The sequence below is a fragment of the Corynebacterium uberis genome, from assembly GCF_020616335.1.
Taxonomy (GTDB): domain Bacteria; phylum Actinomycetota; class Actinomycetes; order Mycobacteriales; family Mycobacteriaceae; genus Corynebacterium; species Corynebacterium uberis.
The window spans coordinates 783,515-806,516 of the sequence record NZ_CP085051.1 but is presented as its reverse complement, the minus strand read 5'-3'; the positions used below and the strand labels follow the sequence as shown (position 1 = coordinate 806,516).

Below are 23,002 nucleotides of genomic sequence, written 5' to 3'. Positions count from 1 at the left end.
GCTAAACCGATATACAACGGTGCTCCCGTGAGAATTCCATCCGGTTCGATGGCCACGGAAACAGCCCCACTGAATACCCTTCCGCGGACCGGGCGCTGCGCCAAGAACAATGCGATAAAGGCATCCGAATGCGCCCACGATGGTGAACACCACACCAATAATTACCGCACTATTGACACCCGCCCTGATTGCCTGCCCAAGAGCAAGAGCAAGAAGTCCGGCAATAAAGAGTGCACCTTCAGGCGCGGCAGACGGCATTTTCCCACGGCCCATGTTCCTGCGAATCTAACCAGGTTCAGCCTCGAGCTGGACTACCCCCAACCAGCCGCTTTCCCCCTATCATTGCTTCCCCACCAGGACTCGAACCTAGAATGACGGTACCAAAAACCGTAGTGTTGCCGATTACACCATGGGGAATCTCACGCTTGCGCGCACGCCACACTCTACCCGAGGACTAGGCCACGGCTCAAAGCGAGGCGCCAGCGGGGCTAGAACTCCACCACCGCACGCAGGCCCGTAGCCTCTGCGAATGCGCGCGGCAGGTCAGCCAAGCCGTAGCGCCGCCCCAGGATGGTGTCCCAGGGCAGTCCCCGCCCCGGTCCATCCAGAAACTCCACTGCCTGGGTGAGGTGACAGGGCTGATAGTTATGCACACCGGTGACGGTGCGCCAGCCGCGCACTATCCACTCCGGGTCCACGTCAATGGTTCCCACGGGAGCCACGGTGCCTGCCAGCACAGCGGTGCCGCCAACGTCCAGTGCCATAACGCAGGACCGCGCCCCAGCCTGCGAGCCGGACAGTTCAAAAGCGATGTCCCAACAGGACTCAGGCACGTCGGCGCTCACCGTCACACCCATCCCGGCAGCACACGAGCGTGCGGCAGGGTCAGGATCCGCACCATGGACGCCGTGCGCCCCAGCGTGCAGCGCCGCCTGCGCCGCACACAACCCCAGCAGGCCTAATCCCATGACCAGCACGCGGCGCCCCCGCAGCTGCCCGGCGGCCTCCAGCATGGCCATCACCGTTGCTACTGCGCATCCGGCGGTGGCGGCGGCTCCAAGTGGAAGCCCGTGCGGCGCGAAAGCCACGGGAAGTCCAGCCGGGGCGACCACGTGGGTGGCGTAGGTTCCAGACAGCACCCAGGTATCTGCGGGATCGAAGCGCTCGTGGCCGACCTTGCGCACGTGTAGGCACTTGGCCGCCAGGCCGCGGCGACACCGCGGGCAAGTCCCGCACGAACTCGTTACACCCAGGACCACAGCATCACCGGCTCTCACTCCATCGCGGCGCGACTCCACCACTACCCCGGCGCCTTCGTGTCCAAGAATCGAGGGGCACGCGGCGCTGCGGCGTCCGGAGATCGTGTGACGGTCTGATCCGCACACCGTCGCCGCCGTGAGTGCTACCAGCACTTCGCCTGCGGACAGTGTGGGAAGGGGGGCGTCGATAAGCGAGAAGCTGCGCCCTCCGCTCCATAGTTGAGCCTGGGCGCGCATCAACCGATGACCAATTCGGGCAGGTCGGCGGCAGATTCGAGCACCACCGCAGTATCCAGGGCGGCAAAGTCCTCGCGGCTGAGGTGACCGGTCAGCACGCCGACTGCGGTGACGCCGGCGCGCTGGGCGGAGCGCACGTCCGCCTGGGTATCGCCGCAGCTGAGCACCTCGCTCGGATCCGTGATCCCGGCGATGCTCATGGCACGCTCAATCATGTCCGGGGCGGGCCGGCCGTGGGCGACTTCGTCACCAGCCACACTGATGTCTATGACGCTGTCCGGCGCGCCCGGCTCCCATCCCAGCCCGGCGAGGATGATGTCGGTGATCTCGCGGGAAAACCCGGTGGTCAGCGCCACAGTCACGCCAGCGCCCCGCAGCCTCCGCAGAGCTGGGGCTACCCCTTCGAGCGGCTCGGGTGGGGTCTGTTGGTAGGTGCGGCGCAGCTCGGCGGTGAACCACGCGAAGGCCTGGCCCACCAGCTCTTGCGTAGGCTCAATACCTCCGATGCGCAGCAGTTGCGTGATGGCGTCGCGCTTTTCTGTGCCCATGTGTTCCTGGAACTGAGCATCGCTCAACCGGGCCCCTTCGCGCTCGGTGGCCGCACGCAGGACGCGGTAGACCTCATCGCGATCGTTGATGGTAGTTCCGGCCATGTCGCAGACAACAAGCTGGTATTTGTTCATTGCTTTACTCCTTGGGTAACTGAGGGATGTTGGGCCGCACTCGCCCGACGTGCGGCGGATTGCGTGGCAGATCGCGCCGACATGACCGCGCGCAGCCACATCGAGCACGCCTCAATGAGCACCACGATGCCAACCATGATCAGCACGATGGCGGAGACCACCCCGAATTGATTGATGCGTGCAGCGTTGAGCAGCAGGAAACCCACGCCGCCGGCGCCCACCACGCCCAACAGGGTGGCCGAGCGCACGTTGGTGTCCAGCAGATAGAGAATGTGCGCGACCAGCGCGGGGGCAGCCTGGCGCACCGTGGCAGCAAAAAACACTTGTCCGGGATTGGCCCCTGTGGCTGCCACGGCGTGTTGCACACGCTGATCCGTCTCTTCCACAGAGTCAGCGACCAGCTTGGACAGCAACCCCACCGCGCCGAGGGACAACGCCAGCGTTCCGGCTATGGCACCCAGTCCGGAGATCACCACGAAAATGATGGCCACGATGAGTTCTGGGATGCCGCGCACCACCACGATGAGCAGCCGAAAGAAGCTGTGCACCGCCCTATTGGCCACCACATTGCGGGCGGCAAGGATCCCGATGGGCACAGCGGCCACCATTCCGATCACGGTAGCTGCCAGCGCAATCTGGATGGTCACCAGCAGCGCCGCCCAAATCGCCGCCCCCGCCCCGCCCGTGGTGGGCGGCCACAATAGCGCCAGGGTCTCTGGAAGCAGCGAGATTCCATGGGTAAGCTGCGCCGGGCTGGAATCAAGAGCCACGAAAGAGACCACGACCACCGTTGTCACTAGCGCGAACACCGCGGTGCGACCACTGCGCTGCCACGTCCACGGCGGCGTGGTGTTGTTCTCGCGTATCGACGCCCCCGCGCTTCCGCCCCCACGCAGCACACCGCGCCTGCCGACGCCCCCAGCCCCACCGCGTTGCAGCACCGCCCGCGCGACTCCGGACACCATTTCCATGGCGATGCACAACACCAGCACAATCAGCGCGAGCGCCATCCCGCGCTGATAGTTGAGCACGCGCAGTGCATCTGCGATGGCCAGTCCTATTCCGCCCACGCCGACGTACCCCAACAGCACCGACGTACGCAGATTGATGTCGCACCGGTGCAGGGCCGTGGCAATAAGCTGTGGCGCCAAGGCCTGGGGAATCGCGGCGATGATCTGCTGGGCACGACTCGCACCGGTAGCCGCCACACCACGGCGCGCGCTGGGATCGAGGTCTTCGATGGCATCGGCGTAGAGTTTGGCCACCATTCCTACTGAGTGGATGCCCATGGCCAACACGCCGGCGGTGGCACCCAGGCCGAAGGCGCGCACAAAAATGATGGCCAGAATTAGGTCCGGCACAGCGCGACAACCAACGATCACTGCGCGCGCCCCGCGCCGTGCCCACGGTGCCGGTGTGGTGGCACGCGCCGCCAGCAATGCGACGGGGAGGGAAAGGGCCACGCTCACAGCTGTCGCAGCGATGACGATGGCAAGGGTCTGGCCGACAAGCTGCGCAGTTTCTGCAAACCCAGGGAAGTCAAGAGGAACAAGCCGCCGAACAAAGGCCACTGCGTTGGTGCCCGAGCGAGCCAGAGCAGCAGCATTGATGCCCAGCGAGTACATGGACCAAAGTCCGGCGGCAAGCAGGATCATCACTACCACCCAGGCCGCGGTGCCCGGCTGGGCCAGGCGAACGGGAAGCGCTGGAATCGGTGCGCGCTTCGGGGCTTTCAGAGTGGTCACTGCGCGGGCACCTCAGCTGTCTGCGTGCTGGCCACCGCACTGTAGATCTGGCTGGCCTGCGCGGCGGTGAGAGTGTCCGTGCGCTGGTCAAGCACCAGGTGGCCACCGCGCAATCCGATGACGCGCTGCGCAACATCGAGAGCGAGCTGGACCTGGTGCAAGGACATGATGACGGTGAGGTCATCCTCGCGGCTGATGTGAGTGATCAGCCCCATGACCTCCTGTGCGGAGACGGGGTCAAGGGAAGCGACGGGTTCGTCGGCAAGCAAAATGCGAGGATGCTGCATGAGCGCGCGGGCGATGGCCACGCGCTGCTGCTGGCCGCCGGAGAGCGTGTCCGCGCGCTGGTGTGCGTGGCTGGACAGGCCCACCCGTTCAAGATTGGCCATCGCCTCTTCGCGCACGGCCCGCGGGTACATCATGAGGCTAATGCGGGGACCGCGCAGCCTGCCCAACGCGCCGGTACACACGTTTTCTAGCACGCTCATGGGGCCAACCAGGTTAAAGCTCTGAAAGATCATGCCCACATCGCGGCGCAGCCGCCGCAGCGGGCGGCCACGCAGAGCATTGACCTCATGGCCGAGCACCCGGACGGTTCCCCGGGTGGGGGTGGCCATGCCATTGATGTGGGATAAGAGCGTGGATTTGCCGGATCCTGACAACCCAAGCACCGCGGTGACGGACCCAGTACGGAAGCCCACCGTGATGTCATTGAGAGCGGTGACCTGCCCGTACGCCTTGGTCAGGCCGTTGAGCTGCACGGGATAGACCGCGTCGAGGTCACGTTGGTAGTCCGCGGGCAGTGTGGAGTGGACAGGTTGCGTGGGCTCATGATGCGGGGTGCCCGCTGCCTGCTGTTTAGACAAGGCCACGGCACGCCTCCGCCTTGGTTGTCGTGCACAGGTCACGGATGGGGTCGAAGGAGGAATCGTCAACCGGCAGGTAGCCATACTCGGTTTCTTCCGGCAGCTCGCAGTCGTGTTCGCTCGGGCAGATTCCCGCCTCAACTAAGGCCGGCTTGGTGGCCTGTTCGCGCAGCACGGTGGTGATCTTCTCGCGCAGCTGTGGGGTCAGCGTGGAATTATTCACGGTCAAGGGGTCTTCCGGGATGGGTTCTGACTTCCAGATCTCCTGGATCTCACCTGCGCGTAACTGCCCGGACTTTTCCAGCGTGGTGGCCATGGCGTCATGCGCGAAGGCGACATCGCAGTTGCCGGATTTCAGACCCAGCAGCGCGGCGTCGTGCCCACCGCTGAGCACCTGCTCAATGCCGGTGTTGGGGTCTATCTGTGCGTCCATGAAACCTTTGAGGGGGACGAGGTATCCGGAGGTAGACGCCTTGTCCACCAAACAGACCCGGTGACCTTCGGCCTGTTTGAGCGACTGGATGGCGGAGCCTGTTTTCACGTAGGCCCGGGAAGTGTAGGAGGGCGCCTGGTCCTTGGCGTGGGAGGCGGCGGCTACTGGGTTTAAGTCCATCCCGGTGCCTTTGGCAATGACGTAGGAAAACGGCCCGAGTGAGGCTATATCGATCTGGCCTGCGCGCATGCCTTCGATGACGGCGGCGTAGTCCGATGCGTTGTGAAATTCCACCTTCGCACCGGTTTCCTTTTCCAATAGGGCTGTGAGGTGCCCAAAGCTTTGTTCCAAGCTCATGGCAGATTCCGCGGGAACGGCGGCAAAGGTGATGGTGGTGGGCGCGTCGGTGGGTGTTGATGCACAGCTGGCTAGTGCTGTGGTGGTTGCCAGTGCCAGGCATCCGGTCAGCCAGCGGGTGTGGGACATGTGGTGTTCCGGCCTTTCGCGGGGAGCAGGGGTTGCTGAGTGTGCTTATCGACGCCCCTTCATGCGGCGTCGTTCGTCTTATTGTCCGACACCGCACGGCACTTGTCTATAGTAGCTAGGGCAATTCATGGACATGTCACCGAGTGTTCACCGCCGCCTAGAAGCCCGCAACATTGCCGCCACTCAGGATCAATTCCGCGATACCAAAAGACAGCGTCATGCCGATCCCGGAGGTCACCACCGCCACGGTCGTGGCTGCATCCGGGCGCTCCAGCACCAGGTTGGTCTGGGTACTATCGGCGTAGATGCCCTTCCATCGCTGCACCACACAGGGCTTTTCAATGCCCAGATACGCACATCCGCGATCGAGCAGCAGCTGCGCGATCTCCGCGTCGATGAAGGGATCCGGAGCCTGCGAGTAGGCGTGCGAATCACCAATGAGCACGTGGTCAGCTGTACCCGTCATCATGAGGTTAGCCACGCAATCCACTAAGCGCGGCTCGCGCTGGACAAGCTCCTCGCGCAGCGCCGTCACGCTGGGCATGGCGGCGATGCCGTCATAGCGCGCCAACGAGGTCCCGGTGAGCACACTCAAGTCCTCCGGAGTGTGGGCGGGCCGCCGGATCATGGACATGACCAGCTCGCACACCCGCACCTGGTGACGCTGCGCCAACTGGGGAAAAAGCCCAGACAACTGGTGTCCAGGTGCGACAACCACCTGGGTGCCTGCGTACGTGCCCGCGGTGGTCTCCACGGTGCCATCACCAACGTGCAGGGCACGGGCATTCCACACGAATTCCACGCCCTGGTCGGCCAGGTAGCGTGTGAGGACCGGGACCACCTCGCGGGGATTGACTCGCAGGTCGCGCGGGAAGTGCGCGCCTGAGACGGCTGCAAGGTCAGGATTCCCCAGCGCAGCAGCAACGTCGTCACGGCCGATCAGCCGCACCTGCTGGCTGCCACGGTGGTGGGCAAATTCATCGAGCACCTGGGCTTCTACTTCTGTGACGGCCGGAACCCACGTGCCCGCCTCACGGGCCCAGAAGCCAGCTGCCGCAGCGGCGCGCAGCCAGCCTGCACGGGAGGCCTGTGCCACCGGTTGGATGAGGTCCGACTGGGCGGTCACACAGGCATGACCAAAGTTTTGAATGGAGGCGCCAACGGCGCCAGCAGACCCTCCGGCGGCGTCGACGATGCGGACCGTGCGGCCTTCCCCAAGGGCACAAAAGGCAGTGGCCAAGCCGATAATTCCGGCGCCGACGATGAGTAGGTCAGTAGTTGGCTGCGCAGAGTGTGCAGCCACAGTGTGAGTAGTCATGGTGTGATTATGCGCAGATCTCACCCCCACTCGCCATACTTGACTAGACATGTTCATGAAATTGTTACCGGTTGTTCGCTTTCCTCCGCTCAGTGGGAGGGCCCCGCACATCGGTTCCGCTATCATGAACTTCAATTACTGCCGCGTACCACCCTGACTCACACACCCCACTGGGACGGTTGACTTGTCCAGCAAAGGAGGCCCCGTGGCCACCCCACCTGTCCAGCGATACATGGAGATCGCCGCGCAGCTACGCCATGACATCCGTTCGGGAACCCTGTCCCCCGGCGATCCACTGCCCTCTGAGGCCCAGTTGTGTGAACAATTCAACGCCGCCCGAGGCACAGTCCGCCAGGCCGTGGGAATCCTGCGCCAGGAAGGCATGGTCTCTTCCGGGCAGGGACGGCGCACCCGCGTCATAGACACCCTGCCCACGCAGTCCTTTGATCACCTGTTTTCCTTCACCCAGTGGTGTCAGGCGTCCGGGGTCACACCAGGCCAGCAGACCCAGTGGGTCACCCGTACCAAGGCCGATCCCAGCCTGGCCGCTTCCCTTGAGCTTGCCGACGCCGCCCCCGTCGTCAGCGTCCTGCGGCTGCGACTCATGGACGGCACCCCGGCCATGGTGGAACGCCTCAACTATCCGCTCGAGTTCGGCCAACACGTCTTGAGCTTCGATCCCGATTCTGGGTCCATTTACCAGCGACTCGTGGACTGCGGGGTGCCCATCGATCGCGCCACCCGCACTATCGACGCGCTGCCTGCCGACCCCACGGATGCTGAACTCCTGCGCGTTCCTACCGGTACTGCCCTGCTGCGCGTACGCCGCCGAGCGTTCACCCCCGACGGTGCGGTCATCGAGTCCTCCGATGACCGCTACCTCTTTGACAAGGCCAGCATCACCACCACGGTCTCCCGGCACGCCCCCTCCCCCGTGGCCATGGTCTGCCCGCCACAGGCAGGGTAGCCTAAAACCAGACAGCACCGACACTAGGAGGACTCATGCTGCTTGCCGAATCATCCAATTCCCCCTTGCCCGCCACCTACGACGCCATGTGGACGGTGGGCGTGCTGGCGCTGACCGTGGCGGCAGTGGCCGTGACCATCTACGCCATCAGCCACGTGGTAAAGAATCCGGAGTTCTCCCAGGGCCAGAAGACCCTGGTGAGCATCCTCTTTGTGATGGTCCCCCTGATCGGCCCGCTGATCTATTGGTACGTGGTTGTGGCGGGGCGCAAGAGCGAGAGCTAGCTTCCAGCCCACCCCGGTAGGAGCACACGTTTTACGAACCAAAAAAGTTTACATGCTAAACTTTTAATAACAACTTGATATACAGTCTTGCGGTAGCCGTGAAGCCGTCTTAGGCTTGCCTGTGACGAACGCATTTTCTCGGAAAAGAATCCTGTCACGAGGGTGCCACAATCGGTTTCGCGTCAGCCTTGGTTATCGGCGCAGCTGCCCCACACTACCTGGAGAAACTGCGAAGTCATGGCCGAACGCCGCTATGCTGCGGTGACTGCTGCAGCCGACTAGGAGATATCATGATCTCACGAATTCTGGCGATTGCTAATACTGCAGTGTTTGCGATATTTGTCTTCGGAAACGCCTCCGCACACGATCTCGCACCGTGGTTCCCTGTGCTCATCTGGGGCGGAGTAATCCTTTCAATTGCCGCCGTTGGCCTAGCTCTAGCACAGTCCAGCGGAAAAACACGTCTCTTGCTGATCGTCGCAGGAATAATCGGGGCCGTTTCTCTGGCGTCCTTCCGCTTGCTGCCGCTGGGAAGCATCAACATCGCAGGATTTGGCGGAGCGATCGTGGCTATGGTCCTCTTCCTCGTCGCAGCAGTGTTGCCTGAGCGCTTCTCCCGCCGAGCGGACGCGGCAGTGGCCTAAACTCCCGCGTCGATCCCTAGCAGGGTCTGGATAGTCTCTGCGCTAACCCCAATCCCGTACCTGCTCCTCGAGCGGTACGGGATTGCTTGTGGTCAGCAAGCAAAAAGGCCAAACACAAGTAATGAAAAAGCCGAGTGTTCTCCTATTCACTAGTGCCCGTGGTGGTGATGCTCGCCGGCCATGGGGGCGGCGAGTGCGGCCTTCTGGCCGGGCTCGGTGATGACAAACTGGCCCATCATCCCGGAGTCCTCGTGGAGCAGCATGTGGCAGTGGTACATGTAGGCCCACTTGGGGTCCGGGTAGTAGCCGAAGGTGACGGCCAGCTTGGCGGTGGCTCCCGGGGGCAGGCCCACGGTGTCCTTCCAGCCGTCGGTGAACACGTCGACGTCGGTACCCTCCATGGACAGCACCTTGAAGGCGGCGTCGTGAATGTGGAAGTTGTGGATCCAGTCGGGGTTTTCGTTGGTGACTGTCCAGATTTCCGGAGCCTTGCGGTCGATGGTGAGGTCCACGCGAGACATGTCCATGCTTTGGCCGTTGATTTCAAAGGTGTTGAGCACGAATTCGCGCTCGACGGCGCCGTTGATGTCCAGCGGTTTGGCGGCGGCGGGCTCGAGGACTGCGGGCAGCGCGGCGGGGGCCGGTGCGGATTCGGGGCCGTGGATGAGCAGCAGGTCAAAGCTGTCCTGGAGGCCAAAGTCGAGGGTGTACTCGTCATCCGGGACGCCAAAGTTGTCCTCGAAGGGGGTGGCCTGGAGGGTGAGGTCCTTGCCCTCGTCAAGGTCCACCACGATTTCGGCGCGCTCGCCTGGGGTGATGCGCAGGTGGTCGACCTCAAGGGGCTTGTCTAGGAGCCCGGAGTCTGTGGCCACCACGTGGAAGGAGCGCCCGTCGGAGAAGCGCAGGTTGAAAAAGCGCATGGTGGACGCGTCGAGGAGGCGCAGGCGGACCCTGCGGGTGGTTGCCGTGAATTCGGCGTTGGTGATCCCGTTGAGGGTGGGGGTGTCTCCCTTGAGGCCAAGGTCGGGGTCGGATTCCTCGTTGAGGGTGCCGTCCTCGTTGAACTTTTGGTCCATGATGGCCACGGGGATGTCATCCACGCCGTAGTTGTGCGGCAGGTCGACCTTGGCGGAGGTGTCATCGTCAATGACAATCAGCCCGGCCAATCCCCGGTAGGCGTGCAGGGCGGTGCGCTCGTGGGGGTGGGGGTGGTACCACAGCGTGGCCGCGGGCTGCTCGACCTTCCAGGTCGGGGACCAGGAATCTCCCGGCTCGATGGGCTGGTGGGGGCCGCCATCGGCAATGGCGGGCAGCTTCATGCCGTGCCAGTGGATGGTGGTCATCTCTTTCAGCCCATTATGGACGTTGACCTGCACCTGCTCCCCGCGGCGCAGGTGCAGGGTGGGGCCTAGGTGGCCGCCGTTGAAGCCCCAGGCGGGCGTGGTGACGTCCGGGAGGATCTGCGCCTGGGCCTCCCCCGCATGGAGGTCGAAGGTGCGCACTCCGGCGACCACGGAGCCGTCGAGAAGCGGGGGGATGGGCAGTGCGCGGCGGGCGCCGTCATAGCCGCGCGGGGTGGCCTGCTTGTGCTTGGACCCGCAGGCGACGATCAACGGACCGGCGGCGACGGTAGCGGCAAGAAATGCTGCGCCCTTGAGGAAGGACCTGCGCTGGATGTTCATCATTTATATCGACTCACCTTTAAGCCTTGAGGTTCAACTCTTCTACCTCCTACCCTAGCCTCACGCTATGCTGTGGCCCGTGAGACTTCCACCAGCCGCGCGCCATCTCACGCGCCATCTCACGCGCCATCGATGAGTCCCAACAGGAAGGCAGGCGGTCTACCAGTGCCCACCGAGAACAACACAGAATTCACTCCGCCCTCCTGCGCGGTGATCGTCCTCGCCGCAGGTGCGGGCACCCGCATGAAGTCAGCCACCCAAAAGACGTTGCACGAAATCGGGGGACGCACCCTGCTGTCCCACAGCCTGCACGCCGCCGCGGGGATGGACCCCACCAGCATCGTCGCCGTGGTGGGCCACCAGCGCGACCAGGTCACCCCCGCGGTCGAGAAGGTGGCCCAGGAGCTGAATCGTCCGGTGGCCGTTGCCATCCAGGAGGAACAAAAGGGCACCGGGCACGCCGTACAGTGCGCGCTAGGCCAGCTCGACGGGTTTAGCGGGACAGTGATTGTGACCAACGGTGACGTGCCGCTGCTGCGCCCGGAGACGCTGGCCAGGCTGGCCCGCGCCCACACCCAGTCCCCCACCGCGGTGACCGTTCTGACGCTGGAGCTTGATGATCCCACCGGCTACGGACGCATCGTGCGCAACGAGGCCGGCGAGGTGACCGCCATCGTGGAACAAAAGGACGCCTCCGACGCAGAAAAAGCCATCCACGAAGTCAACTCCGGCGTGTTTGCCTTCGACGCAGACGTGCTGCGCGACGCACTCGGCCGGATCACCGCCGACAACGCCCAAGGCGAGCTCTACCTCACCGACGTGCTGGCCATCGCCCGCGGCGACGGACTTGCCGTACGCGCGCACGTGGCCGAAGACTCGGAAGAACTCGCCGGGGTCAATGACCGCGTCCAGCTCGCCGCGGCGGGCAAGGTGCTCAACCGCCGCACCGTCGAAGCGGCCATGCGCGGGGGTGCCACCATCATCGACCCTGACACCACCTTCATCGACGTGACCGTGAGCGTGGGCCAGGACGTCACCATCGAGCCCGGCACCCAACTGCGCGGGACCACCACCATCGCCGACGGCGCCACCATTGGGCCGGATACCACCCTGGTAGACATGACCATCGGCGCGGGCGCATCCGTCGTGCGCACCCACGGGCTGTCCTCTGAGATTGGCCCGAACGCCACCGTGGGCCCGTTTACCTATATCCGCCCCGGCACCGTCCTGGGCGAAGACGGCAAGCTCGGCGGGTTCGTGGAAGCCAAGAACGCCCAGATCGGGCGCGGCTCCAAGGTGCCCCACCTGACCTATGTGGGCGACGCCACCATCGGTGAGGAATCCAACATCGGAGCCTCCAGCGTTTTTGTCAACTATGACGGGGTGAACAAACACCACACCACGGTGGGCTCCCACGTGCGCACCGGCTCGGACACCATGTTCATCGCCCCGGTCACCGTGGGTGACGGGGCCTACTCCGGGGCGGGTACAGTGATCAGACAGGACGTCCCGGCCGGTGCGCTGGTGGTCTCCGGTGGACCACAGCGCATCATTGAGGGATGGGTGGAAAAGAAGCGTCCGGGAAGCCCGGCCGCGCAGGCCGCCCAGCGGGCCCGCTCCGCATCCGAGTCACACTCCGGCACCGACCAGGAAGGCTAAGCAGAAAACCCATGTCTGCCCACTGGAAGCAAACCCACAAAAACCTCATGCTCTTCTCCGGGCGCGCACACCCGGAGCTCGGCGAGGCGGTGGCCAACGAGCTCGGCATCGAGCTGACCCCCACCACCGCCCGTGACTTTGCCAACGGTGAAATCTTTGTCCGCTTCGAAGAGTCCGTCCGCGGCTCCGACTGCTTTGTGCTGCAATCCCACACCCAGCCGCTGAACAAGTGGCTCATGGAGCAGCTCATCATGATCGACGCCCTCAAGCGCGGCTCCGCCAAGCACATCACCGCGATCCTGCCGTTCTACCCCTATGCCCGCCAGGACAAGAAGCACCGCGGCCGCGAGCCCATCTCCGCCCGCCTCGTCGCCGACCTGCTCAAGACCGCCGGCGCAGACCGCATCGTGGCAGTGGACCTGCACACCGACCAGATCCAGGGCTTCTTCGACGGCCCGGTCGACCACATGCATGCCATGCCCATCCTCACCGACTACATCAAGGGCAAGTACTCCCTGGACAACATCTGCGTGGTCTCCCCCGACGCCGGCCGCGTCAAGGTCGCCGAAAAGTGGGCCAATGTGCTTGGCGACGCCCCCATGGCCTTCGTGCACAAGACCCGCAGCGTCGACGTGGCCAACGAGGTTGTGGCCAACCGCGTCGTCGGCGACGTCGCCGGGAAGGACTGCGTCCTGCTCGATGACATGATCGACACCGGCGGCACCATCGCCGGCGCCGTGGGCATCCTCAAGGAAGCCGGCGCGAAGTCCGTAGTCATCGCCTGTACCCACGGCGTCTTTTCCGACCCCGCCCGCGAACGGCTCTCCGACTGCGGCGCCGAAGAAGTCATCACCACCGACACCCTGCCGCAATCCACCGAAGGCTGGTCCAACCTCACGGTACTGTCCATCGCCCCGCTGCTGGCACAGACCATCAACGAAATCTTTGAAAACGGATCCGTCACCCACCTCTTCGAAGGCCAGGCCTAAGCTGTCTGACGCGCTCTCGCTCATTCGCGCCGCTCTCCTCCCCCTCGCAGACCCCCTGCGGGCGGAGGCCATGGCGGCCTACATGCGGGGGCGTTTCGCATTCCTAGGCATCAGCGCCGTGCCCCGCCGCCACGCCACCAAACCAATCCTCTCGCCGCTGCGCGACCAGCCCTGTTGGGAGCTGATCAACGACTGCTGGGACCAGCCCCACCGCGAATACCAGTACGTCGCCTGCGACCACCTGCGCACCCAACGCCACGCTGTGCCTCAGGATCAGCTCCCGGCCCTCTACCGCCTGGTGACCACCCACTCCTGGTGGGACACCGTCGACCCGCTTGCCGGCGTGATCGGACGCATGGCCCCAGCGACAGACACCATGCTCTCCTGGGCACATGACCCAAACCTCTGGATCCGTCGCGTGGCACTCCTCCACCAGCTAGGCCGACGCGACGCCACAGACACCGACCTGCTTTCCGCTTGCATCCAGGCGAACGTGGGCACCGGAGAGTTCTTCCTGGATAAGGCCATCGGCTGGGCGCTGCGCGACTACGCCCGCACCAACCCCATCTGGGTACGAAACTTCGTGCACTCCTGCGAAGGAAAAGGCCTTTCCGCACTCTCCCGGCGTGAAGCCCTCAAACACATTGGCACCAAGGGTTGAGCCCTACCGCCGGGCAGTGCTAAAGTAGACCAGTCTCGGCGAGGGAGCCCGCCTTGTGTGCGCCGCTCCGTTATCGACGCGATCACCATCTTCACAAACAAACTTGTGCCTGCGAAGAGACTCGACCAAGACGAAGAACCAGAGTCCCGCCGCAGGCTTTTTGCTGCCCGGAGGCCCCTGTACAGGGCAGCGGGCAGGCAATGGTGGCCTGGGACACGACCTTCTTTCCAACGAATAAGGAGCATCCACATGCCTTCGACCAAGTACCCCACCATCCAGGCTGACGCCCGCACCGAATTTGGCAAGGGTGTTGCCCGCCGCCTGCGCCGCGACTGGAAGGTCCCCGGCGTCATCTACGGCCCCGAGATGGAAACCCCGGTCCACTTTGCCGTGTCCCGCCTGGAAATCCAGGCCCTGGTGCGCAACCACGGCGCCAACGCCATCGTCGAGCTCAACGTAGACGGCACCCCCCACCTGACCATGGTCAAGCACGTTGACCAGAACGTGCTCACCCTGGACATCGACCACATCGACCTGCTTGCCATCAAGCGCGGCGAAAAGGTCGAGGTTGAGGTCCCCGTGGTCATCGAAGGCGAGCCCGCCGCCGGCACCATGGCCATCCAGGACGCCGACGTGCTGCTCGTCGAGGCCGACGTGCTCAACATCCCCGACGAGATCACCGTCTCCATCGAGGGCGCCGAGGTGGACACCAAGATCACCGCCGGCGAGATCACCCTGCCGGGCGATGTCACCCTGGTCGCCGATCCGGAGACCCTGATCGTGGCCGTCTCCTACCCCGAGGTTGACGAAGAACTCGAGGAGGCCGCCGAGGCTGCCGAGGAAGGCGGCGCCGAGGCCGGTGCCGAGTCCACCGAGGAAACCGACGCCGAGTAAAACCCCTCCGCGTTCCTTGCGCATGACGCAGGGGCGATGACCCACCGTGGGCCGTCGCCCCTGTTTTCTTTTTGGTACGTGGCGCTGCGCGCTCTCCCTGTCAGTCCCGCATGCACCTCCGCATGCACCTCCGCATGCCCCTCCGCATGCACCTCCGCATGCCCCTCCGCATGCACCGTGTGACTGGTGGGATTAACACGGTGCACAAAATCACCCCCATTCGGCCGTTTTTCACCCCCGAAAACGCACTTGGCCAGTCACACCAGTCACACGGTGCAAAACGAGGACCCGCGCAAGGGGATAGCCACGCCGTCTGGTCAAGAACCCACGCAGGGACGAGCAGCAGGTGAGGCAGCAATCCCCCTGCCCCACTGCCCCGCCTTGCTACGAAGCCCCGCGCACCCTCCCCTGCCGGTCCCGCATGCCCCTCCGCATGCACCGTGTGACTGGTGGGATTAACACGGTGCACAAAACCACCCCCGTTCGGCCGTTTTTCACCCCCGAAAACGCACTCGGTCAGTCACACCAGTCACACGGTGCAAAAGACCCCCGGCAAAAGACCCCACGCAAGGCCCCGACGCACAAGCCCACACACACAAGGCCCCGTCCCGCCCTCGCGGGCGCCCCGCGGCGGCCCGGTAGAGTTGTGCCTTGTGTCTACTGTTCTTGTTGTTGGCCTAGGAAACCCGGGGGCCTCGTACGCCGGTACGCGCCACAATTTTGGCTTCGAGGTCATCGCGGAGCTGTCCGCGCAGCTGGGGGCCGGGGCGTTTAAGGCGAATCGCAAGGTGAACGCGGAGGTCGCGGAGGCTCGCCTGGGCAGTGATCGCCAGCATGTCGTCCTCGCACGCCCGAGGTGCCTGATGAACCTGTCCGGCGGTCCGGTCAGAGTACTGGCGGACTACTATAAGGTCCCCGCAGACCACATTTACGTTTGCCATGACGAACTTGAGCTTGATTTGGGGCAGGTGGCGTTGCGGCCGGGTGGTGGCGATCGGGGCCACAATGGTTTGCGCTCTATCACCAAGGCATTGGGTACGAAGGATTATGTGCGTGTGTCGTGCGGAATTGGCCGTCCACCGGGGCGCATGGATCCGGCGGCTTTTGTGCTGCGCCGCTTTGCTAAGTCTGAGCGGGTGGAGGTGGCTATTGCTGCGGATACTGCTGCGCGGGAGATTATTCGGGCAATATCCGCAGCTAGTTAGTCTTCAACATTGGCCCAGGACACGGCGATGTAGAAGTCTTCTTCTGCGCGGGTAAGGGCGCTGTAGGCGGCGCTCAGTGCGCGGGCATTTCCCGGGGAGGGGGCGCAGTCAAGGAGGTTGCGGGAGTTTCTGAGTTCCGCGTAGGCGCGTTCTTCTGTATAGCGCAGAAAATCGAGGGCTTCGGTGGAGTTGGCGGCATCATGATAGCGGCTAATCAGCTTTTCTGCGCCGGAGCCTATTCCTTGTACTTCGCAGAGTTGATGCCAGTGGCCCAGCAGGCTGTCTAGCCGGGTGACTGCGGTGGCGAGGCGTCCCCGGATTTCTTGTTCTACCAGCACGGTTTCTTGTTCTAGGAGATGCCGGTCGCGTTCCAGGTCTTCTTTTTCGTGGTATTTTTTCAGCCACGCTGCCACTGCTTTGGCGCTGAGCCAGATTGCTCCACCTGCGGCGGCGATTTTAGCCAGTGTGACCAGTAGTGGTGCCAGCAGGGTGAGCAGCCACAGGCCTACCGCGATGACCAGGAAGATGCCACATCCGGAATAGTCTTCTTCTTCATAAACCACATAGCGTCGTGCCATTGCTTTTAGCCCCCCTTTAAAAGACGAAGAAAATAAGCGGCACCAGTACCGCCCAGAGCAGCAGAATCTGGATAGCAAGGCTTATCGACGCCCCCGTAAGGTTCGGCATTTTCTTCCTCGCCACCTCTGCCTTGGCGGTGTCAAGCCAGTTGAGGTTTTTGCCCACGTTTTCATCAAACACCTGGTGGTGGGCATCAAGGGTGCGGCGGACGTTGCCGTGGGCGTCGACGGGATGTTCGCGGGAGAGTTCTACCCTGTCGAAGGGGTTGCGGGGCGTGGAGCTGGGCCCGCCGTATCCGGAGGTGACTCGGTAGACTTCTACGGGCCGTAGCGCTGTGGAGCGCTGCGCCTCAAAGTCGTTGTAGTTGGACGCGATGTAGTCGGCGGCGTTGACGCTGCTGCGCTGCGCAATGGTTTCGCCCATCGGCGTGGACCCCTCCTGGATAGCTCAAGCTCAGCGGTGATTTCCCCCACCTTAGCGCACTACCATTTCCGGGCTTTTTTCACGGCTTTGGCCAGGGCGCGATCATCGAGCTCTAAGGCGCCGCAACGCTTCAAACGGTGCACGACTGTGGGGCAGGTGCGGCATCGCGGGTCGGAGCGGCAGCATTTCTTCTTGGTTTTGCCGCTGGCCAGCTGGCGGCGCACCTTTGCCATCTTCTTGCGTTGCTTGTCGGCCTTACCCACGCCTTCTAGTCTAGGCTGTAGTTTTTCGTTTGAAAGGACACCCCTGCGATGCGTCTTGCCACTGTTCGTTCTGATTCCACCACTATTGCCGTCCGGGTGGAGACTGACTCCACCGGCGTGCCCATTGCTGGGTTTTCGGATGTGGGCGCGTTGCTAGCTGATCCGTCGTGGCGGCAGATCGCCCAGCGTGCCGACGCCCCCTCGCTGACCTTTGCCCCCACGGACCTTGCCCCGGTAGTTCCACACCCGTCGAAGATCATCTGTGTGGGCATGAACTACGCCAATCACATCGCGGAGATGGGGCGGCCCAAGCCGGATTATCCGACGCTCTTTGTCAAGTTCCCCGAGGCGCTGACCGGGCCGTTTGATGATGTCCTGGCACCTCATGACAGGCACGATGCTTTGGATTGGGAGGGCGAGCTGGCGGTGATCATCGGCGCCCGCGCTCGGCGCGTGGCTGCTGCTGATGCCGCAGAGTACATCGCCGGCTATGCGGTGATGAATGATTACACCCAGCGGGACATGCAATACCGCACCCTGCAGTGGCACCAAGGAAAGTCCATGGAAGGCTCGGCGGGCTTTGGCCCCTGGCTAACCACTGCGGATGCGTTTGCTTTTGGCGGGGAGCTGGCCACTTACCTCGACGGGGAGCAGGTGCAGTCCACCCCCACCGATGATCTGGTGTTTAAGCCAGAGGACCTCATCGAGTACATCTCACACATCTACCCGCTCAATCCGGGCGACGTCATTGCCACCGGCACCCCGGGCGGCGTGGGACATGCCCGGAAACCGCAGCGCTACATCGGCGATGGCCAGACCGTGACCGTTGAGATCGCCGGCCTGGGGCGCATTGCTAACAAGACGGTCTTTGAGCAGATTTAAGGATGAAAAATCCCACCAACCTGCGCCGCGAGTGTGTCGAGCGCAGGGATGGTGGAGCCCACGATGGTGCGGTTGACTTCGGGAAGCGTCCAGAGGACCTGCCCAAAGTAGGTGGGGGTGATCAGCTGTGAATCCGGTTCATTGGGGAACTTCGGCTCGAAGCCCGTGACAATCTTGATCGTGGGGTACGTGTTAGACGAGTACTCCCAGGGCACGGCGTCCACCCAGAACTCCGCGGGCAGCTGCCCCTTCGGAGTGATGATGCGCAACCCGTCAATGTTTTGGTTGGGGGTACGCGTGTAGTGGGCGAAGGTCTGGCCGGCATCACCGTAGTGGTGGCCCATGGTATTGAATTCCTCATAGCCCACCAGGTAGTAGACGTCGACGTGTTCGGATGACCCGTAGACCAGCGGCGCGGTGAAGGACGCACCCAGGGCAGGACCCGGTGTAGTGGCAAAGGCAGGGGCGGGGACGGCAAGCGCCAGCGCGGTCGCGGCGCTGGCAGCGGCAAGCAGCTTCTTCATACCCGATTTATCCGCCCCGGATCACCCGCCGTTACAGCCCCGCAGCCCTTAAGTTTCCAGCTCGGAGGCCAACCAGGACACGATTTCCCCGGCGGGTGTCTCCGGCGCGGACGCATATTCGGCACCGCACAGGCAGTAGGCGAATTCATCGCGGCCGCGCAGCGGCGCCATGAGTGCTCCCAGGTGCGGGTAGCAGGGCTTGAGGTCGGGATGGGCCTGGGTGAAGGCGGTGGGTAGGCCGCGGGCGAAGCGGCCGGAGAACGCGCGGGTGGACACTGTGCGCAGCGCCTCGGCGGTGGCGTCGCTAAGCAAACGGCGATTGCGCTGGCTGGTTCCTGCTTCGGGGGCGCGCAGGAACGCGGTGCCGCAGGCGGCGGCGCACACCCCGTCCTGGGCGAGGACGCGGGCGACGGCGCCGGGAGTGGTCAGGCCGCCGGCGGCGATGAGCGGGGCGTCGGTGACGGCGTGGACGTCGATAAGCAATTGTTCAAGCGGGCGCTCGTCGGGGGTGGCGCACACGCTCCACGTGCTGCGATGCCCGCCGGCTTCTGGGCCTTGGACGATCAGGGCGCGGGCCCCGGCGTCGGCGGCTACGCGGGCGTCCTGCGGGTTGGTGACGGTGACCCACGCCTCGACGCCGTAGGCGCGCAGGCAGTCGAACTCGTTGGGGGCGAAGATGCCAAAAGTGCAGCTGACCACAGTGGGTCCGTATCCGGCGCGCACGGCATCGAGGATGGCGTTGAATTTGGCGTTCCAGCCAAACATGTAATCCACGTCCGGGATGCCGGGCCATTCCAGGCCGTGTTGGGCAAACAGCGGTTGCAGCTCCTGGGCAACCTCGCCGATGCATTCGCGCTCGGGGTCAGGGTTTTGGGGGCAGAAAAGGTTGACGCCATACGGCACGCCGCCGTCGGCGACGGTGCGCATCTGGTCATCGAGCGTGGCGGCGTCGGACGACCCGGAGGCTAAGAATCCCAGTCCGCCCGCCTGGCCGACGGCACAGACGAGTTCGGGGGTGGAGGGCCCACCGGCCATCGGGGCGGCGATGATGGGCACTCGGGGACAGGCGGGGGTTGCCGGTGCGGGGCTCATGGTGCCAATGGTAGGCCAGCGGGGCGCGGCAGTTGTGGGACAATGGGCGACCGTGGGATTTCTTCAGAAGTTCAAGGACCTTGTTTCTGGCCGCCCGGCGGCTGACACGTCCGGCTCGGCGCGCCCGACAGCTGCGCTGGATCTGCGTGAGGTCAGCGCCGACTGGCTGATCGTGGGGCTGGGCAACCCGGGTGCGAAGTACGCCGCGACCCGCCACAATGTGGGCTATATGGCCGTTGATGATCTGCTGGCGGTCGACGGCAAGGTGCTCACAGCGTGCACAGGCGTGCCGGCGCAGGCCGCTGTGGTGCCCATCGGTGATTCCACGGCGGTGGTGATGCGCTCCACAACGTTTATGAATACCTCGGGCGAGGCGGTGGGCCCGGCCGCCCGCGCACTCGGCCTGCCGCCGGAGCGGGTGATCGTTTGCCACGATGAGCTGGACCTTCCACTGGGCACGGTGCGGCTGCGCCAGGGTGGCAGCGAGAACGGCCACAACGGGTTGAAGTCCATTAGCGAGCACCTGGGATCCCGCGATTACCTGCGGGTACGCATCGGTATTTCGCGCCCGCCGAAGGGTACTCCGGTCATCGATTGGGTGCTGGGGGCGGTGGATTCGGGTCCGCTTCTCGACGCCGCTATCACCACCGCCGCGCGCGCCTGCCGGTTGGTAGCAACAGAGGGCTTGGCCAAGGCGCAAAACGTCATCCACTCCAGCTAGCCACCCCCGGATGGGGGTATGCCGCGGCGGCGAGGGCGACGCAGCGCACCGGCTGTGAGCTTGCCGTTTTCCGCTTGTTGGAAACGGTGCTCAATAGCGCTTCTACCTGCGGGAATGGCCTTATTGAAAACCTAATAAAAATGAGTAGTGTCAGGGCTTAAGAAGGTTGTTCCCTACTCCACAAAGGAGAAACCATGACCCACACCACCCACGAAGGCCACACCCACACCCACGGCCCCAACTGCGGCCACGTCGCCGTCCCCCACGGCGACCACACCGACTACGTCCACGACGGCCACCTCCACCGCGAGCACGAGGGCCACTGGGACGAGTGCGAGCCCCAAGAGCACCACGTCCACGAAGGCCACGACCACGAGCACGGCCCGAACTGTGGCCACGTCGCCGTCCCCCACGGCGACCACGTGGACTACATCCATGACGGCCACCGCCACGCCGCCCACGAGGGCCACTGGGACGATCACTAAATACATTCCCTCCGGCCTATCCTGCCCCGCTCCCCATGCTTGTCTTCTAATGTTTGGGTGGCGGGGTTTTGCTGCGCTGTGGCTGTGAGCGGGCACCACTAACCTTCAACCGTTAGCCCCTGCCTCCCGCAGGTGGCTGCGGGCGGGGCCATAGAGACGTCGAGAAGCAGCTGGAACGCTAAACGCCCTTAGGTTTGCGTAGACTGTGACACCATGTCACTGATCTCACTGCGCGACGTGCGCAAGGTCTACCGCACCTCCAGCGGGGAGGTCCACGCCCTCGACGGGCTGAACCTCGAGGTAGAACAAGGCACCGTGCGTGGGCTCCTTGGCCCCAACGGCGCCGGAAAAACCACCACCGTCAAGGTACTGACCACCCTGATAACCCCCACCTCCGGCACCGCCACCATCGATGGGTTCGACGTGGTGCGCCAGGCCCACCGCGTGCGCAGCATCATCGGCGCATCCGGCCAATACGCCACCATCGATGAGGATCTGTCCGCCCGTGAAAACCTCATCCTCATCGGCAGGCTGTTCCACCTCGGCGACCGCCGCGCCAAAGCCCGCGCCGATGAACTGCTAGAAACCTTCCACCTCACCGACGCCGCAAACCGGCCGGTCAAGGGATTTTCCGGAGGCATGCGCCGGCGCGCAGACCTGGCCGCCTCACTGGTCAATGACCCACGCATCCTCTTTCTTGACGAACCCACCACCGGCCTCGACCCCGCAGCACGCCTAGCCCTGTGGGACATCATCCGCCAGCGCGTCGCGGCCGGTACCACCCTGCTGCTGACCACCCAGTACCTCGAAGAGGCAGACCAGTTGGCAGACAGCATCAGCGTCATCGACCACGGGCGCGTCATCGCGGAAGGAACTGCCGACGAACTCAAGCGCGAGGTCGGCGGGCAGCGCATCTCCATCACGGTGGAGAAGGCCACTGCTGCGATGAAGGCAGCCCAGATCATCGCCAATGCCACCGGCACACAGCCCCACGTCGCCGAGCGCACCATCACCGCCCCGGCCACCCACGGTGCCCACAGCCTTGAAGAGGCGCTGCGCGGCCTGCGCCAACACGGAATCTCGCTGCACGACGCCGGCCTGACCCGCCCCACCCTCGACGACGTCTTCTTACAGCTCACCGGCCATGACGCGACCGCCGAACCCGCCGAAGAAGCTGACGCCACCAACAAAGGAGTCCGCTCATGATCAACTGGCTGAGCGACGTCCGCGCCATCGTGCTGCGCAATATCATCCGGTTCCGGCGCAACCCCGACGTGCTTACCTGGGGTGTAGCCCAGCCCGTCATGTTTGTGCTGCTCTTTAGCCAGGTCTTCGGCGGCGCCATCACCGTGCCCGGCACGGACTACACCAAATTCCTCATGGCCGGCATTTTCGTCCAAACCGCCGTCTTTGGTTCCACGCTATCCGGCATGTTCATGGCCGAAGATAAAAAGAAGGGGCTGATCGACCGCTTTAAAACGCTGCCCATGGCCCCTTCCGCCGTCGTGGTCGGGCGCACCATCGCCGACCTGCTGCTTAATGCCTTTACCTTGAGCGTCATGGTGCTCACCGGAGCAATCGTGGGGTGGCGCTTCGAAGACGGCTGGCTGCATTTCTTGGCAGGCATGGGCCTGCTGCTCATCTTCTGCTGGGCGTTTTCCTGGGTGATGATTCTGCTGGGCCTTGTTGTGCGCAGCCCCGAAGCCATGAACAGCGCGTCCTTTATGGTCCTGTTCCCCCTGACATTCCTGTCCAACGCGTTTGTGCCCTCCCAATCCATGCCCCGGTTCTTGCGCGCCTTCGCCGAATGGAACCCCGTCTCTGCCCTGGTCCAAGCCACCCGTGACCTGTTTGGCAACACCGGCGATGCCCCCATTCCGGATACCTGGCCCATGCAGCACCCCATCGCCGGCGTTCTTGCCGGTACGGTGATCTTTACGGTCGTCTTCGCCCCCTTGGCGGTGGCGCGGTACCGGAAGGCGGCGTGACTTGTGCATCGCACCAGAGAATCGGTGTAAGAC

25 protein-coding genes are annotated in these 23,002 nt (G+C 64.0%); 13 read left to right on the top strand and 12 right to left on the bottom strand.

Annotation, left to right across the window (positions count from 1 at the left end; translation table 11 throughout):
* Positions 1-488: 488 nt before the first annotated feature.
* From LH390_RS03730 to LH390_RS03705, 6 genes are all read right to left on the bottom strand, one after another.
* Positions 489-1,496 carry an alcohol dehydrogenase catalytic domain-containing protein gene (locus LH390_RS03730; RefSeq protein ID WP_227337391.1) on the bottom strand — a complete coding sequence of 336 codons (1,008 nt, stop codon included), beginning with the start codon at positions 1,494-1,496 and terminating at the stop codon, positions 489-491.
* Positions 1,496-2,179 carry an HAD family hydrolase gene (locus LH390_RS03725; protein ID WP_227282567.1) on the bottom strand — a complete coding sequence of 228 codons (684 nt, stop codon included), beginning with the start codon at positions 2,177-2,179 and terminating at the stop codon, positions 1,496-1,498. Before LH390_RS03725 ends, LH390_RS03730 begins: the two co-directional genes overlap by 1 nt.
* The gene (locus tag LH390_RS03720; RefSeq protein WP_428845118.1) at positions 2,176-3,804 is read right to left on the bottom strand and encodes a PhnE/PtxC family ABC transporter permease; all 1,629 of its coding nucleotides are present in this window, start codon (positions 3,802-3,804) and stop codon (positions 2,176-2,178) included. Before LH390_RS03720 ends, LH390_RS03725 begins: the two co-directional genes overlap by 4 nt.
* Positions 3,805-3,920: 116 nt before the next feature.
* Positions 3,921-4,727, bottom strand: coding sequence for a phosphonate ABC transporter ATP-binding protein (gene phnC / locus LH390_RS03715; protein WP_227282635.1), 807 nt, complete (start codon positions 4,725-4,727; stop codon positions 3,921-3,923).
* A 55-nt stretch (positions 4,728-4,782) separates the two neighbouring features.
* A complete protein-coding gene (locus LH390_RS03710; protein ID WP_227282568.1) occupies positions 4,783-5,709 on the bottom strand; it encodes a phosphate/phosphite/phosphonate ABC transporter substrate-binding protein in 927 nt (308 codons plus the stop codon).
* Positions 5,710-5,866: 157 nt separating this feature from the next.
* On the bottom strand, positions 5,867-7,027 hold the full coding sequence (locus LH390_RS03705; protein WP_227282569.1) for a TIGR03364 family FAD-dependent oxidoreductase: 1,161 nt from the start codon (positions 7,025-7,027) through the stop codon (positions 5,867-5,869).
* A 205-nt stretch (positions 7,028-7,232) separates the two neighbouring features.
* Here LH390_RS03705 and LH390_RS03700 point away from each other — a divergent pair, with 205 nt between their 5' ends.
* From LH390_RS03700 to LH390_RS03690, 3 genes are all read left to right on the top strand, one after another.
* Entirely contained in the window at positions 7,233-7,994 is a 762-nt protein-coding gene (locus LH390_RS03700) for a GntR family transcriptional regulator (RefSeq protein ID WP_227282570.1), read from the top strand.
* Positions 7,995-8,029: 35 nt separating this feature from the next.
* Entirely contained in the window at positions 8,030-8,278 is a 249-nt protein-coding gene (locus LH390_RS03695) for a hypothetical protein (protein WP_227282571.1), read from the top strand.
* Positions 8,279-8,568: 290 nt separating this feature from the next.
* Positions 8,569-8,922, top strand: coding sequence for a hypothetical protein (locus tag LH390_RS03690; protein ID WP_227280533.1), 354 nt, complete (start codon positions 8,569-8,571; stop codon positions 8,920-8,922).
* 149 nt (positions 8,923-9,071) lie between these two features.
* Here LH390_RS03690 and LH390_RS03685 read toward each other — a convergent pair whose 3' ends face one another.
* Positions 9,072-10,607, bottom strand: a complete 1,536-nt coding sequence (locus tag LH390_RS03685; protein WP_399524774.1) for a multicopper oxidase family protein — start codon at positions 10,605-10,607, stop codon at positions 9,072-9,074.
* 129 nt (positions 10,608-10,736) lie between these two features.
* Between LH390_RS03685 and glmU the strand changes: the two genes are divergently transcribed.
* The 5 genes from glmU (at position 10,737) to pth (LH390_RS03660) (ending at position 16,012) form a co-directional block, all read left to right on the top strand.
* Positions 10,737-12,263: a bifunctional UDP-N-acetylglucosamine diphosphorylase/glucosamine-1-phosphate N-acetyltransferase GlmU gene (gene glmU, locus LH390_RS03680; protein WP_399524775.1), complete on the top strand. Its 1,527-nt coding sequence runs from the start codon at positions 10,737-10,739 to the stop codon at positions 12,261-12,263.
* Positions 12,264-12,274: 11 nt separating this feature from the next.
* Entirely contained in the window at positions 12,275-13,252 is a 978-nt protein-coding gene (locus tag LH390_RS03675; protein WP_227280535.1) for a ribose-phosphate diphosphokinase, read from the top strand.
* Complete coding sequence (locus LH390_RS03670; RefSeq protein ID WP_227280536.1) at positions 13,209-13,913, top strand: DNA alkylation repair protein; 705 nt, start codon at positions 13,209-13,211, stop codon at positions 13,911-13,913. The genes LH390_RS03675 and LH390_RS03670 overlap by 44 nt, the downstream gene beginning before the upstream one ends.
* A gap of 249 nt (positions 13,914-14,162) precedes the next feature.
* Positions 14,163-14,807, top strand: a complete 645-nt coding sequence (locus LH390_RS03665) for a 50S ribosomal protein L25/general stress protein Ctc (protein WP_227280537.1) — start codon at positions 14,163-14,165, stop codon at positions 14,805-14,807.
* Between the two features lie 653 nt (positions 14,808-15,460).
* On the top strand, positions 15,461-16,012 hold the full coding sequence (gene pth, locus LH390_RS03660) for an aminoacyl-tRNA hydrolase (protein WP_227280538.1): 552 nt from the start codon (positions 15,461-15,463) through the stop codon (positions 16,010-16,012).
* Here pth (LH390_RS03660) and LH390_RS03655 read toward each other — a convergent pair.
* The 3 genes from LH390_RS03655 to LH390_RS03645 are packed head-to-tail and all read right to left on the bottom strand — an operon-like array spanning position 16,009 to position 17,277.
* On the bottom strand, positions 16,009-16,590 hold the full coding sequence (locus tag LH390_RS03655) for a hypothetical protein (RefSeq protein ID WP_227280539.1): 582 nt from the start codon (positions 16,588-16,590) through the stop codon (positions 16,009-16,011). The two genes, pth (LH390_RS03660) and LH390_RS03655, sit on opposite strands and share 4 nt — an antisense overlap.
* A 16-nt stretch (positions 16,591-16,606) precedes the next feature.
* Positions 16,607-17,014, bottom strand: a complete 408-nt coding sequence (locus LH390_RS03650; RefSeq protein ID WP_227280540.1) for a hypothetical protein — start codon at positions 17,012-17,014, stop codon at positions 16,607-16,609.
* A gap of 59 nt (positions 17,015-17,073) precedes the next feature.
* Complete coding sequence (locus tag LH390_RS03645; RefSeq protein ID WP_227282728.1) at positions 17,074-17,277, bottom strand: hypothetical protein; 204 nt, start codon at positions 17,275-17,277, stop codon at positions 17,074-17,076.
* 48 nt (positions 17,278-17,325) lie between these two features.
* Here LH390_RS03645 and LH390_RS03640 point away from each other — a divergent pair, with 48 nt between their 5' ends.
* The gene (locus tag LH390_RS03640; RefSeq protein WP_227280541.1) at positions 17,326-18,159 is read left to right on the top strand and encodes a fumarylacetoacetate hydrolase family protein; all 834 of its coding nucleotides are present in this window, start codon (positions 17,326-17,328) and stop codon (positions 18,157-18,159) included.
* Here LH390_RS03640 and LH390_RS03635 read toward each other — a convergent pair.
* Positions 18,156-18,683, bottom strand: coding sequence for a hypothetical protein (locus tag LH390_RS03635; protein WP_227280542.1), 528 nt, complete (start codon positions 18,681-18,683; stop codon positions 18,156-18,158). The genes LH390_RS03640 and LH390_RS03635 overlap by 4 nt on opposite strands.
* Before the next feature lie 48 nt (positions 18,684-18,731).
* Positions 18,732-19,775, bottom strand: coding sequence for an NAD(P)H-dependent flavin oxidoreductase (locus tag LH390_RS03630; protein ID WP_227280543.1), 1,044 nt, complete (start codon positions 19,773-19,775; stop codon positions 18,732-18,734).
* Between the two features lie 52 nt (positions 19,776-19,827).
* Between LH390_RS03630 and pth (LH390_RS03625) the strand changes: the two genes are divergently transcribed.
* From pth (LH390_RS03625) to LH390_RS03610, 4 genes are all read left to right on the top strand, one after another.
* On the top strand, positions 19,828-20,496 hold the full coding sequence (pth, locus tag LH390_RS03625) for an aminoacyl-tRNA hydrolase (RefSeq protein WP_399524780.1): 669 nt from the start codon (positions 19,828-19,830) through the stop codon (positions 20,494-20,496).
* Positions 20,497-20,690: 194 nt separating this feature from the next.
* Positions 20,691-20,981, top strand: a complete 291-nt coding sequence (locus LH390_RS03620; RefSeq protein ID WP_227280544.1) for a hypothetical protein — start codon at positions 20,691-20,693, stop codon at positions 20,979-20,981.
* Positions 20,982-21,194: 213 nt separating this feature from the next.
* Positions 21,195-22,187 carry an ATP-binding cassette domain-containing protein gene (locus tag LH390_RS03615; protein ID WP_227280545.1) on the top strand — a complete coding sequence of 331 codons (993 nt, stop codon included), beginning with the start codon at positions 21,195-21,197 and terminating at the stop codon, positions 22,185-22,187.
* Entirely contained in the window at positions 22,184-22,969 is a 786-nt protein-coding gene (locus LH390_RS03610) for an ABC transporter permease (RefSeq protein WP_227280546.1), read from the top strand. The genes LH390_RS03615 and LH390_RS03610 overlap by 4 nt, the downstream gene beginning before the upstream one ends.
* Positions 22,970-23,002 lie beyond the last annotated feature (33 nt).

Excerpts from the sequence above, each read along its gene's own strand:
- LH390_RS03730 (WP_227337391.1), bottom strand. The coding sequence starts at position 1,496 with ATGCGCGCCCAGGCTCAACTATGGAGCGGAGGGCGCAGCTTCTCGCTT.
- LH390_RS03725 (WP_227282567.1), bottom strand. The coding sequence starts at position 2,179 with ATGAACAAATACCAGCTTGTTGTCTGCGACATGGCCGGAACTACCATC.
- LH390_RS03720 (WP_428845118.1), bottom strand. The coding sequence starts at position 3,804 with ATGTACTCGCTGGGCATCAATGCTGCTGCTCTGGCTCGCTCGGGCACC.
- LH390_RS03710 (WP_227282568.1), bottom strand. The coding sequence starts at position 5,709 with ATGTCCCACACCCGCTGGCTGACCGGATGCCTGGCACTGGCAACCACC.
- LH390_RS03705 (WP_227282569.1), bottom strand. The coding sequence starts at position 7,027 with ATGACTACTCACACTGTGGCTGCACACTCTGCGCAGCCAACTACTGAC.
- LH390_RS03695 (WP_227282571.1), top strand. The coding sequence starts at position 8,030 with ATGCTGCTTGCCGAATCATCCAATTCCCCCTTGCCCGCCACCTACGAC.
- LH390_RS03690 (WP_227280533.1), top strand. The coding sequence starts at position 8,569 with ATGATCTCACGAATTCTGGCGATTGCTAATACTGCAGTGTTTGCGATA.
- LH390_RS03685 (WP_399524774.1), bottom strand. The coding sequence starts at position 10,607 with ATGATGAACATCCAGCGCAGGTCCTTCCTCAAGGGCGCAGCATTTCTT.
- glmU (WP_399524775.1), top strand. The coding sequence starts at position 10,737 with ATGAGTCCCAACAGGAAGGCAGGCGGTCTACCAGTGCCCACCGAGAAC.
- LH390_RS03675 (WP_227280535.1), top strand. The coding sequence starts at position 12,275 with ATGTCTGCCCACTGGAAGCAAACCCACAAAAACCTCATGCTCTTCTCC.
- LH390_RS03665 (WP_227280537.1), top strand. The coding sequence starts at position 14,163 with ATGCCTTCGACCAAGTACCCCACCATCCAGGCTGACGCCCGCACCGAA.
- LH390_RS03655 (WP_227280539.1), bottom strand. The coding sequence starts at position 16,590 with ATGGCACGACGCTATGTGGTTTATGAAGAAGAAGACTATTCCGGATGT.
- LH390_RS03650 (WP_227280540.1), bottom strand. The coding sequence starts at position 17,014 with ATGGGCGAAACCATTGCGCAGCGCAGCAGCGTCAACGCCGCCGACTAC.
- LH390_RS03640 (WP_227280541.1), top strand. The coding sequence starts at position 17,326 with ATGCGTCTTGCCACTGTTCGTTCTGATTCCACCACTATTGCCGTCCGG.
- LH390_RS03635 (WP_227280542.1), bottom strand. The coding sequence starts at position 18,683 with ATGAAGAAGCTGCTTGCCGCTGCCAGCGCCGCGACCGCGCTGGCGCTT.
- LH390_RS03630 (WP_227280543.1), bottom strand. The coding sequence starts at position 19,775 with ATGAGCCCCGCACCGGCAACCCCCGCCTGTCCCCGAGTGCCCATCATC.
- LH390_RS03620 (WP_227280544.1), top strand. The coding sequence starts at position 20,691 with ATGACCCACACCACCCACGAAGGCCACACCCACACCCACGGCCCCAAC.
- LH390_RS03615 (WP_227280545.1), top strand. The coding sequence starts at position 21,195 with ATGTCACTGATCTCACTGCGCGACGTGCGCAAGGTCTACCGCACCTCC.
- LH390_RS03610 (WP_227280546.1), top strand. The coding sequence starts at position 22,184 with ATGATCAACTGGCTGAGCGACGTCCGCGCCATCGTGCTGCGCAATATC.